11 protein-coding genes are annotated in these 10,698 nt (G+C 64.1%); 8 read left to right on the plus strand and 3 right to left on the minus strand.

The window, feature by feature from the left end:
- Positions 1–300 precede the first annotated feature (300 nt).
- The 7 genes from C2134_RS09515 (at position 301) to C2134_RS09545 (ending at position 6,661) form a co-directional block, all read left to right on the plus strand.
- Positions 301–1,629: an anaerobic C4-dicarboxylate transporter gene (locus C2134_RS09515; RefSeq protein ID WP_103319541.1), complete on the plus strand. Its 1,329-nt coding sequence runs from the start codon at positions 301–303 to the stop codon at positions 1,627–1,629.
- Between the two features lie 12 nt (positions 1,630–1,641).
- Entirely contained in the window at positions 1,642–3,417 is a 1,776-nt protein-coding gene (gene frdA, locus C2134_RS09520) for a fumarate reductase (quinol) flavoprotein subunit (protein WP_103319542.1), read from the plus strand.
- Positions 3,414–4,160, plus strand: a complete 747-nt coding sequence (locus C2134_RS09525) for a succinate dehydrogenase/fumarate reductase iron-sulfur subunit (protein WP_103319544.1) — start codon at positions 3,414–3,416, stop codon at positions 4,158–4,160. Before frdA ends, C2134_RS09525 begins: the two co-directional genes overlap by 4 nt.
- Positions 4,157–4,555, plus strand: coding sequence for a fumarate reductase subunit C (locus C2134_RS09530; RefSeq protein ID WP_103319546.1), 399 nt, complete (start codon positions 4,157–4,159; stop codon positions 4,553–4,555). The genes C2134_RS09525 and C2134_RS09530 overlap by 4 nt, the downstream gene beginning before the upstream one ends.
- Positions 4,552–4,917: a fumarate reductase subunit FrdD gene (frdD, locus tag C2134_RS09535; RefSeq protein ID WP_103319548.1), complete on the plus strand. Its 366-nt coding sequence runs from the start codon at positions 4,552–4,554 to the stop codon at positions 4,915–4,917. The genes C2134_RS09530 and frdD overlap by 4 nt, the downstream gene beginning before the upstream one ends.
- Before the next feature lie 217 nt (positions 4,918–5,134).
- Complete coding sequence (locus C2134_RS09540; protein ID WP_103319550.1) at positions 5,135–5,773, plus strand: hypothetical protein; 639 nt, start codon at positions 5,135–5,137, stop codon at positions 5,771–5,773.
- A 180-nt stretch (positions 5,774–5,953) separates the two neighbouring features.
- Positions 5,954–6,661 carry a hypothetical protein gene (locus tag C2134_RS09545; RefSeq protein ID WP_146042121.1) on the plus strand — a complete coding sequence of 236 codons (708 nt, stop codon included), beginning with the start codon at positions 5,954–5,956 and terminating at the stop codon, positions 6,659–6,661.
- Between the two features lie 74 nt (positions 6,662–6,735).
- On the opposite strand, the gene C2134_RS09550 is transcribed toward C2134_RS09545, so the two are convergent.
- From C2134_RS09550 to C2134_RS09560, 3 genes are all read right to left on the minus strand, one after another.
- Positions 6,736–7,764 (minus strand): DUF475 domain-containing protein, encoded by a 1,029-nt coding sequence (locus tag C2134_RS09550; RefSeq protein ID WP_103319554.1) that lies wholly within the window; start codon positions 7,762–7,764, stop codon positions 6,736–6,738.
- 106 nt (positions 7,765–7,870) lie between these two features.
- A complete protein-coding gene (locus tag C2134_RS09555; protein ID WP_103319555.1) occupies positions 7,871–9,061 on the minus strand; it encodes a DUF1615 domain-containing protein in 1,191 nt (396 codons plus the stop codon).
- Between the two features lie 51 nt (positions 9,062–9,112).
- The gene (locus C2134_RS09560) at positions 9,113–9,787 is read right to left on the minus strand and encodes a peptidoglycan DD-metalloendopeptidase family protein (protein WP_233196401.1); all 675 of its coding nucleotides are present in this window, start codon (positions 9,785–9,787) and stop codon (positions 9,113–9,115) included.
- A gap of 87 nt (positions 9,788–9,874) precedes the next feature.
- Between C2134_RS09560 and C2134_RS09565 the strand changes: the two genes are divergently transcribed.
- Entirely contained in the window at positions 9,875–10,606 is a 732-nt protein-coding gene (locus tag C2134_RS09565; RefSeq protein ID WP_103319557.1) for a substrate-binding periplasmic protein, read from the plus strand.
- Positions 10,607–10,698 lie beyond the last annotated feature (92 nt).

Here is a 10,698-nt window from a genome sequence, read left to right on the forward strand (position 1 = left end):
GAGCGTGAACGCCAATCGGCGAGCGATGCGCAATTCAAGGATGTGCGCATAATGCCAGTTATAGGTTCCCTTGATTCGCGGATTTTCATACTAAAGGACAGGTTGTACCGAGAGTCCGCCCCTTGTGCTTTCATGTTTCCCATGCGCTCCGGGTATTTCACCCACTAAGTCCTCTTCGCTTGATCAAGGTCTAGCCCCGGTTTCGCCGCAGGCCATATAAACAGGTAATGGGCAAGCGGCCGGTGGGTCCGATGTTTCCGGTTTGGCGACAGCGCGACAAGCAGGCCAAGGAGAGCAGACATGTGGACTTTCTGGATTGAATTCGCGCTGTTGCTGACGGCGATTCTGATCGGCATCCGGCGCGGCGGGGTGGCGCTGGGCATGATAGGCGGCCTGGGCGTCGCCGTGCTGGCCTTCGTGTTCCGGGTGGCGCCGGCCGAGCCGCCGATCACGGTGATGCTGATCATCCTGGCGGTGGTGACGGCCTCGGCCACGCTGCAGGTGGCCGGCGGGCTGGACTTCCTGGTGCAGCAGGCGGAAAAGGTCATGCGCAAGCACCCGCAGCAGATCACCTTTCTCGCGCCCATGTCCACGTTCTTGCTGACCATGTGCGTCGGCACCGGCCACGCGGTGTATTCGCTGCTGCCGGTGATCGCCGACGTGTCGCTGAAGACCAAGATCCGTCCGGAGCGGCCGATGGCGATGGCTAGCGTGGCCTCGCAGATGGGGATCACCGCCAGCCCGGCCGCCGCGGCCGTGACGTCCTTGCTGGCGATGACCGCGCACAGCAGCCAGCCGCTGACGCTGTGGCAGATCCTGATGGTCACCATTCCCGCCGGTTTGATCGGCGTGGTGGCCGCCGCTTTCTGGAGCCTGAAGCGCGGCGCTGAACTGGATCAGGACCCGGAGTACCAGGCGCGGCTGCAGGACCCGGAATTTCGCGCCTCGATAGAAAAGTCCGTGACCACGCTGGACAAGGTGCTGCCGGCGCACGCCAAGCCTTCCGTCATCCTGTTTTTTACCGGCATTCTGGTGGTGGTGCTGCTGGCGCTGTTCCCGCACTGGCTGCCGATGGATGAGAAGGGCAAGACGGTGCCGATGACGACGGCGGTGCAGTTCGTGATGCTGGCCTTCGGCGCCTTCATCCTGTTTCTGTCCAACGCCAAGGCCGCCACCATCGCCCGTTCCGAAGTCTTTACCGCCGGAATGATCGCCGTAGTGTCCATTTTCGGTATCGCCTGGATGAGCGACACCTTCGTCAAGGCCAACCAGGGTTTCCTGGTGGACAACATCAAGGTGATGGTGGAGTACGCGCCGTGGACCTTCGCGCTGGCCATGTTCGCCGTGTCGGCCTTCGTCAAGAGCCAGGCCGCTACCTTGACCATCATGGTGCCGTTCGGACTGGCGCTGGGCCTGAGTCCGCACCAGCTGCTGGCCATCATGCCGTCCTGTTACGCCTATTTCTTCTTCGCTTTTTATCCGAGCGACCTGGCCGCCATCAATATGGACCGCAGCGGCACCACCCGCATCGGCAAATATTTGCTTAACCACAGTTTCATGATGCCGGGCCTGATCGGGGTGGGCGTGTCCACGGTGGCAGCCTACGCATTGACGCATTTTTACTTCTGACAGGGGAATCGCGTGAAGACCTGCCAAGCAGACGTAGTGATTGTCGGCGCCGGGGGCGCCGGCTTGAGGGCGGCCATCGCCGCCGCCCAGTTCGATCCCAAGCTGAAGATCGCGCTGGTGTCCAAGGTCTACCCGATGCGCAGCCACACGGTGGCGGCGGAGGGCGGATCGGCGGCGGTCAAGCAGGATCATGACAGCTTCGATGCCCACTTCCACGATACCGTGGCCGGCGGCGACTGGCTGTGCGAACAGGACGTGGTGGAATATTTCGTCCGCCAGTGCCCGGAAGAAATGGTGCAGCTGGAGCACTGGGGCTGTCCGTGGAGCCGCAAGGAGGACGGCAGCGTCAACGTGCGCGCCTTTGGCGGCATGAAGATAGAGCGCACCTGGTTCGCCGCCGACAAAACCGGCTTCCACATGCTGCACACGCTGTTCCAGACCTCCATCCAGTTTCCGCAGATTCAGCGCTTTGACGAATACTTCTGCGCCGACCTGATCGTCGAGGACGGCCAGGCGCGCGGCGTGCTGGCCATCGAGATCGCCAGCGGCGAGAGCGTGCTGATCGAGGCCGGCGCGGTGGTCATGGCCACCGGCGGCGCCGGGCGCGTGTTTCGCGAAAACACCAACGGCGGCATCGTCACCGGCGACGGCATGGCGCTGGCTTATCGCCACGGGGTGCCGCTGCGCGATATGGAGTTTGTCCAATACCACCCCACCTGCATGCCGCGCACCGGACTGTTGTTCACCGAGGCCTGCCGCGGCGAGGGCGGCCTGTTGATCAACAAGGACGGCTACCGCTATCTGCAGGACTACGGCCTGGGGCCGGCCGAGGACAAGCCGCGCAACAAGTTCATGGAGCTGGGCCCGCGCGACCGGCTGAGCCAGGCCTTCTGGTACGAGCAGCAAAAGGGCCGCACCGTGCAGGGACCGTGGGGTTCCGCCGTGTATCTGGACCTGCGCCACCTGGGCCACGCCAAGCTGCGCGAGCGGCTGCCGCAAATCTGCGAGCTGGCCGAGGAGTTCCTGGGCATTGATCCGGCCAAGGAGCCGATCCCGGTGCGGCCGGCCGTGCACTACACCATGGGCGGCATCCTGGTGGACGGCCATTGCGCCGCGCCCATGCCCGGCCTGTACGCGGCAGGCGAATGCTCCAGCGTCGGCATCCACGGCGCCAACCGCCTGGGGTCCAACTCGCTGGCCGAGCTGTCGGTGTTCGGCAAGGTGGCTGGCATCGAGGCCGCGCGCTTCGCCCGCGACAGCAAGCCGGCCAAGCGCGAGGGGCTGTTGAAGCAGGCGCAAGCGGCTGAGGCCCGCCTGCACGCGCTGCGGGCCAAGGACGGCACCGAGCGCATCGCCGATTTGCGACGCGAAATGGCGGAAACCATGGAAGCCGGCTGCGGCATCTACCGCATGGAAGACAGCATGCGCGCCACCTGCGACAAGCTGGCCGAACTCAAGCATCGCTTCCAGAACGTCAATGTTGAAGACAAATCCAGCGTGTGGAACAGCGATTGGCTGCTGGCCATCGAACTGGGCTACCAGCTGGACGTGGCCGAGGCGATGGCGCATTCGGCGTTGAACCGCAAGGAGTCGCGCGGCGCCCACCAGCGGCTGGACGGCTTCGAGCAGCGCGACGATGTCAACTTCCTCAAGCACAGCCACGCCATTTATCAGTCGGATGCCGGGCCGCGCATCGCGTACGGCGAAGTGAAGATCACCACGTCCCAACCCGGCGTGCGCGCCTATGGCGCGGCGGGGGTGGCCGCAGAAAAAGGAGAACAGGCATGACGGACAAAACCATCCATATCGAGGTGCTGCGCTACCGCCCCGAGCTGGACCAGGAGCCGTGGCTGCAAGGCTTCGACGTGCCGTACAGCGATGACATGTCGGTGCTGCAGGGCCTGCAATACATCCGCGATTATCTCGACGGCACGCTGGCCTTCCGTTGGTCCTGTCGCCAGGCCATTTGCGGCAGCTGCGGCATGATGGTGGACGGCGTGCCCAAGCTCGCCTGCAAGACCTTCCTGCGCGACTATCCGGGCACGTTGCGCATCGAGCCCTTGAACCACTTCCCGATCGAGCGCGATCTGGTGGTGGTGCTGGACGACTTCATCGATAAACTCGAAAGCATTACGCCCTATATCGTGCCCAAGGAAGACAAGCCCTTGTCCGAGGGCGAGTACAAGCAGACGCCGGCGCAGATGGACTGGTACGCCCAGTTCAGCGGTTGCATCAACTGCCTGCTGTGCTACGCCGCCTGTCCGCAATACGGCCTGAACTCGGATTTCCTCGGCCCCGGCGCCATCGCGCTCTTGCACCGCTACAACCAGGACAGCCGCGACGGCGCGTCCGAGCAGCGCATGGCGCTGCTGGCCGCGCAGGAGGGCGTGTTCAACTGCACGGCGGTCGGTTACTGCTCGGAAGTCTGCCCCAAGGCGGTGGACCCGGCCAATGCGGTCAACCTGAACAAGACCGAAGTGGCCAAGGACTATTTCCTGCGATTCGTCAGACCTAAGGGAGCATGCAAATGAGCAAGCGCAAGCCTTATGTCCGGCCGATGGACGGCTGGTGGCAGAAGAACCCGTATTTCATCGAGTACATGATCCACGAGGGCACGGCGCTGTTCGTCGCCGCCTACGGCTTTGTGCTGCTGTGCGGCCTGTGGCATTTGTCCCAGGGCGAGGCGGCGTGGAACGGCTTCATCGCCGCGCTGCAAAGCCCGCTGGCGCTGTTGTTCCACCTGATCCTGCTCGCCATGATCGGCTACCACAGCTACACCTGGTTCAAGATCATGCCGCGCACCTTGCCGCCGGTCATCGTCGGCGGCAAGCGCGTGTCCGCCGCCGCCATCACCGCCGGCGGTTTCGCCGCCACCTTGCTGGCCAGCCTGGCGCTGCTGGGCATCGTCTGGGGGATCTCGCAATGAAAAACAGGCAACTGAAGCGTTCCCATGCGCCCATCTTCTGGGGGCTGTTCGGCGCAGGCGGCATGCTGGCCGCGCTGTTCGGGCCGATGCTGGTGGCTATCACGGGCTTCGCCGCGCCGCTGGGTTGGCTGCCGGCCAAAGCCGCGAGTTACCAAGGCGCGCTGGCGCTGGCGCATAGCCTGATCGGCAAGGCCGCGCTGTGGGGGCTGATCAGCCTGCTGCTGTGGCACGCCGCTCACCGCATCTATCACAGCCTGCACGATGTCGGCATCCATGGTGGCGCGCTGGCCAAGGCCTTGACCTATGGCCTGGCGGCGGCGGGCACGGTGCTGGCCTTGCTGCTGCTGTGCCGGATCGGCTAGCGATCTGCATTTAGGCGCGGCGTTTTCTTCGCCGCGCCGGTTTTCCCGCGTTTTTCCGTCTTCCTCCGCCTTTGCGCATCTTTTTTCCCCTTCTATAGTGATGTTGATGCTATTTGTAATCGATGATTGGCATCCGATTTGGCATTGAGTCTGCTATTTGACATGTTGTTGCTGACTGGCATGTGGCGCCGAGGCGGTCCGCGGCGAGGAGGGGGCGATGGCTGTTGGCGCGGTGGGCGGTTCCATTTCAATGCAGTACCTTGCGGTGTCGGCGCCTGGCGTGCTCACGCCGCCTGGTCAAGGCGGCGCGCAGGCTGCGGCGCCGGCGCGGCGCAGTCAGAATGATGGACAAGACGGCGGCTTTGGCCAGGAGGTCGCGCTGGCCTTGCAGCAGTCCGGCATCAATCTGTCCGGCGCAGCGGCCGCGCAATCGCAAGGGCAGTCGGCGGGAGCCGCCGCGCTGCAGGGATCGGATGCGGTAGGCGCCGCGTCCGGCGCCGGCAATGTGCAGCAGGCGCTGCATACTTTTGTGCACGCGGTGTATCAGGCGGTGCAATCGGAAGGACTTTCCAGCGGCGGCGGTTCCGAGCAGGGGCAGTCCGCCAGCGGGTATGGCGATTTCCAAGGCAATTTGCAGAAGCTGTTGCAGGATGTGGACCATGGCGTGCAGAACAACGCCACGTCCGGCATCACGCAGGCGTTCAAAGACCTGCAGCAGTCCCTGGGCGGCAATGCCGTTGCCGGAGCGGCGACGCATGCCACGCTGCATACCTTTTTGCAGAATCTGGTGACCTTGCAGAGCACCCAGTTGCAGAATGCCGGAGGGGTCGGTTCCTTGATCAATACCAGCGCCTGAATGGGGCGCGGCGCGGGATGGCAATGACTATACTGGAGCAGCGTCGGCGGAAGACTGGCTGGAAATTTCCCTTAATTAACAGAAATTTACACTCTGTTTCTTAGTGCGGCTGGCACGGCGCCGATATACCGATATCAGCGCAGGCTGGGCGGGTCGTCGGATCTAGTCAAGGAGAGCATCATGTCAGTCGGGTCTCTGGGCAGCAGCTCAATCTCATTGCAGTACACGCAGGTGGATATCCAGGAAACGTTTTCGTCTGATCCATCGCAACAGGGTGGCAGCGGCGCAGTTCAGGGACAGGGCGGCGGCGGTCACCACCATCACGGCGGCGGCCAGTTCGCTCAGGATGTGTTGCAGGCCTTGCAACAATCCGGCTTGCTGCAGCCGCCTTCGGGCGGGAACCCCACGGGCAGCGGCAGCGACGGGGCCGACGGCACGGGAGCCAGCGGCGCGGTAGGCGCGGCGGGCGGCAATCAGCAACAGGCGGTTCACGCCTTCATTCACTCCTTGTTCCAGGCATTGCAGCAGGAGGGAGCCGCAGGCGCAAGCGGCAGCGCCGGCACGGGCGGCAGCCAGGACAATGACGGCGATGTCGATCGCGGCGGCGCGGACAACGAGGGCGGCTCCGGTGCGGCCGGCGGCTACGGCGGCTTGCAGAACAATCTGCAACAGCTGTTGCAGGACATCGCCAACGGCACGCAGAACGGCGCCACCTCCACGCTGCAATCGGCCTTTCAGACCCTGCAGCAGGCCTTGGGCCTCAACAACAACGGCCAAGCGTCCCAGGCATCGCTGCAGTCCTTTCTGCAGAACCTGAGCAAAAATTTGCAGCAAAACCAGTTGGGCACCAGCGCAGGCGTCGGCGCCTTGCTGAGCACGTCAGCCTGATGGCCCGGTTGCCCCGTGCGGGGCGCCGGCTGTTTGACGCCAAGGGCCGGGCTTGTTTCCCGGCCCTTGGCGTTTCAGCGCCGCTGGCGCGAGGGCAGGCTGGTTAGCACGCCCAATCCGATGATGGCGACGCTGATCAGCCCGGTAACCACTTCGCCCAGCTCCACATGCAGCGCGGCGGCGAACATGATGCCGACCAGCGCGGCAATCGCCCAGAAAGCCGAGACTTCCAGGTACTTGAACTGTCCGATGACGTCGCGTTCCACCAGGTAGATGGTCAGCGAGCGCACAAACATCGCGCCAATGCCAAGGCCGCCGGCGATCAGCCAGAAGTCGCTGGTGATGGCGAAGGCGGCGATCACGCCGTCCATCGAGAAGCTGGCGTCCAGCACTTCCAGATAGACAAAGCCGATCAGGCCATTCCTGGCCGCGGCGGTCTTGATATCCATCCCGCCGAACAGCTGCTTGAACATGTGCAGCACCATGAACACCACATAGCCCCAGAAACAGCTGCTGATGAAGGCCAGTTTCTGGCCGGCCGGCACCCAGGCTGCCACCATCGCCACCAGCAGGATGGTGACCAGAGACTGGGCATTTTCCACGCTGCCCAGTTTGGCTAGCAGCGGTTCGATGCCGGGCAGCCAGTGTTCGTCCTTCTCGTGCTGGACAAAGTATTCGATCACCACCATCAACAGGAAGGTCGCGCCAAAGCCCATGATCATCAGATGGCTGTCGTGCATGATCTGCTGATAGCGCTGCGGCTGCTTGGTGGCGACGATGAAGGCTTCAGTCATGGAGACGCCGCCGGCGGTGGCGACGATCAGCAGCGGAAACAGGATGCGCATGCCGAACACCGCCACCGCGATGCCGGCGGTCATGAAAATCTGGCGCCAGCGATGGCTCATCACCTTGAGAATGCCGGCGTTGACCACCGCATTGTCGAAAGAGACGCTGGTTTCCAGCACGGCCAGCACCAGGGTGGTGAGCAAAAAGGCGCCGGCGCGCTCGGCGCCGCCTGAGTCAAAGCCGTACCAGGCGACGGCGGCCAGCACGGCGACGCTGAAGGCCAGCGAGCCGCGGAAATACGAAAAAGTGGAACGCATGGGAATAACCTGAGCAAGTGCGGCGTTGCCGCTATTTTTTTAAATGTAGAACGGCCGGGAAACCGGCCGTTGCATGGGATTATATGACGTCGTCAGCGGCTTGGCATCAGTCGGCGGCGCTCACGCGCGCCAGGCATCGTTGATAGCGGCCATCCACTCGCTCGGCGAACCACTGCGTAGTCAGCTTGCGGGTGATCTTGGGGCTTTTGAGGTCGATCTGCGGCATGATGGCGCGCGGCAGCGGCTTGCCATGCTGGCGGTCCGCCAGCGCGAACACCCGGCGGTACAGCTCGCTCTGGCCAAAGGCCGAATATTTTTCCTGTTTCAAATCGCGCAGGATGGCGTCTCGGCTCATGCCTAGCTTGCCGGCGAGCGTCAGCGCAGCCTGCTGGCTGCCGGAGGGCTTGCTGTCTTGGTAATTCAACAGATCGCCATCCAGCGCCAGCTTGCGCGCGCCGATGCGGGACAGGGCGGCCTGGAACGCCGCGTTGCGGCTGCTGTAGCGGCCGGCGTTGAAGTCGGCGAAGCGGTAGCGCATGTCCTGGTACGGCGCGGGGTATTGCAGCAGGATGGCCGCGCCGAAGTAGACCCCTCCGCGGCGGGTGAAGACCTGGTGGCGGATGCTGTCGCGGTGCGCATACGGGTAGGGCCAGGCCTTGACGTGGGACTCGGCGAACTCCACGCTGACCTGCATCGGCCCGCCGGTGCGGATGGGGTTCTTCATGTCCATCGGCAGCCCCATTTGCTTGGCTTCCCGCGCCATGTCCTCGTACAGCTGGTTCATCTCGCGCTCGGTGCGCAGGCCATCTATCCGCGCCTTGTAGCTCTGGCCATTGGGCGAAGTTTTCAGCAACGCGGTTTTCACCACCGGCAGCGGCACCAGATAGCGGTGGGCGCGTTCCTCTATCTTGCTCCAGACGATTTTCGGCAGGCCCGGCACCGTAGGGTCGGCCTGCCAGCTCGATTCCTGCTCGATCACCGCCGCCAGCGCGCAGGCGTTTTCGGCGGTGGGCGGGATCTGCAGATGGCGGAAGGCGCTGTCGATATCGGCGATCCAGCCTTGGCGGTCGCGCACGCCTGGGGGAACGGATGCCGGGATGAAGTTGCGCGGCGCGGCCGCAGGCTTGGGCGCGGGGGGCTGCGGCGGCTGAACGGGCGCAGGCGGCGCGGGTTCGACTGCCGGCGCAGAGGCGGCGGCGGGCGACGGCGCGGAGGCCGGGGCGGGTTGCTTGGGCGGCTGGGCGGCGCAGCCTGCCAGCGCGGCGGCTAGCAGGAGCGGGAGCAAGGTGCGGTTCATGTCGTTATCTTGTTGTAAAGGCGGCGGAGCGTTGGCGGGCTGGCCGGCTCGTCAACGCGGCGGCAGATAGGCGGCCGGATTGACCACCTGGGTGCCCAGCCGCAATTCGAAGTGCAGCTTGACGCGGTTGGCGCCGGAGTCGCCCATGGTGGCGATTTGCTGACCCGCGCTGACCTGATCATCCTCTTTGACCAGCAGACGCTGATTATGGGCGTAGACGGTCAGCGTGTCGGCGTTGTGCTTGACGATCAGCAGATTGCCGTAGGCGCGTATGCCCTTGCCGGCATACACCACCTTGCCGGCGGCGGCGGCGCGCACCGGATCCCCGGCCTGGCCCGCGATATCCAGCCCCTTGTTGCGATTGCCGTCGTAATTGGCAATGACCGCGCCATCGGCCGGCCATTGCAGCTTGATGGTCAGTTTGGGCGGCGGCGCGGCTGGTTTTTCCGCCGGCTTGGCCGGCGCGGCTTTGGCCGATGGCTTGTTCGCCGCCGACGCGGATTTGCCGGCGCCGGACGGCGGCTGGACGCGCAGCAATTGCCCGGCCTGGATGCTGGAGCTGTCGGCCAATTGGTTCCAGCGTGCCAGATTGCCCACGCTCTGCTTGTATTGACGGGCAATGCGGTACAGGGTGTCGCCGGACTGCATACGGTAGTAGCCCGCCGGAGCCGGCGCGTTGGCCGGAGCCGGCGCGTTGGCCGGAGGCGAGGAGGCGCAAGCGGCCAAGCATAAGCTGCTACAAAGAATAAGGGTTCGCAATGACATGGTTGCCATTTTACACCGTCACGGGACGCTGCCGCTGGAGAGGGTGGAATGAAGAAACTGTTTGGGCTGATATTGGGCTGCCTGGGTTCCCTGCCGCTGCATGCGGCCGAGCCATCCATCGTCATCCATCTTTATTCGATCGAGTACCCGCCATTCATCATCGGCGCGGATGTGCCGCCGCGGCAGGGCATCGCGCTGGAGGCCGCACAGCAGGCGTTGGCCCATGCCGGTCTGCGCGGACAATGGGTGGATCTGCCTTGGAAGCGGGCGCAGATGCAGGCGCAGAGCGAAACGTATGGCTGTTTGGCGCCCTTGACCCGCTCGCCCAAGCGCGAGGAGCAATATCGCTGGGTCGGTTTGCTGGATAGCAGCAGCCAATCACTGTATGTATTGGCGGATAAGCCGGCTGAAATCCGCACGCTGGCCGACTTGAAAGGCAAGCGCGTAGTGGCGCTGCTGGGGTCGTCCATGGCCGAGTGGCTGCATCAGCACGATGTGGCCTTTGCCGAGCTGCCCACCACGGAAGACGCGTATCGCGAGCTGAGCATGGGCGTGGCCGATGCCTGGGCCGTGCATAGCCCGGTTGCGCGTTATCTGGTGAAGAAGCAGGGACGCAGCGCCGCGCAAATCCAGGAAGCGCTGAGGCTTCAGGAGACTCGCATTTACCTGGCCTGCGGCAAGCGCATGCCGGAAGAGGTGGCCCAGCGGCTGAGTAATGCGTTCCGCTGGCTGCGCGAAAGCGGCGAGATGGAGCGCATCACCGCGCGTTATCTGGAGTGAGCGGCCAGCAAAATCTATGGTCAGCCCGAGTTTTGCAACTCCAGAACACTGATTCATACTGACAAGGTAGGCTTGCTCTAATCTATCCGGAC

This window comes from Chromobacterium sinusclupearum (genome assembly GCF_002902845.1).
Taxonomy (GTDB): domain Bacteria; phylum Pseudomonadota; class Gammaproteobacteria; order Burkholderiales; family Chromobacteriaceae; genus Chromobacterium; species Chromobacterium sinusclupearum.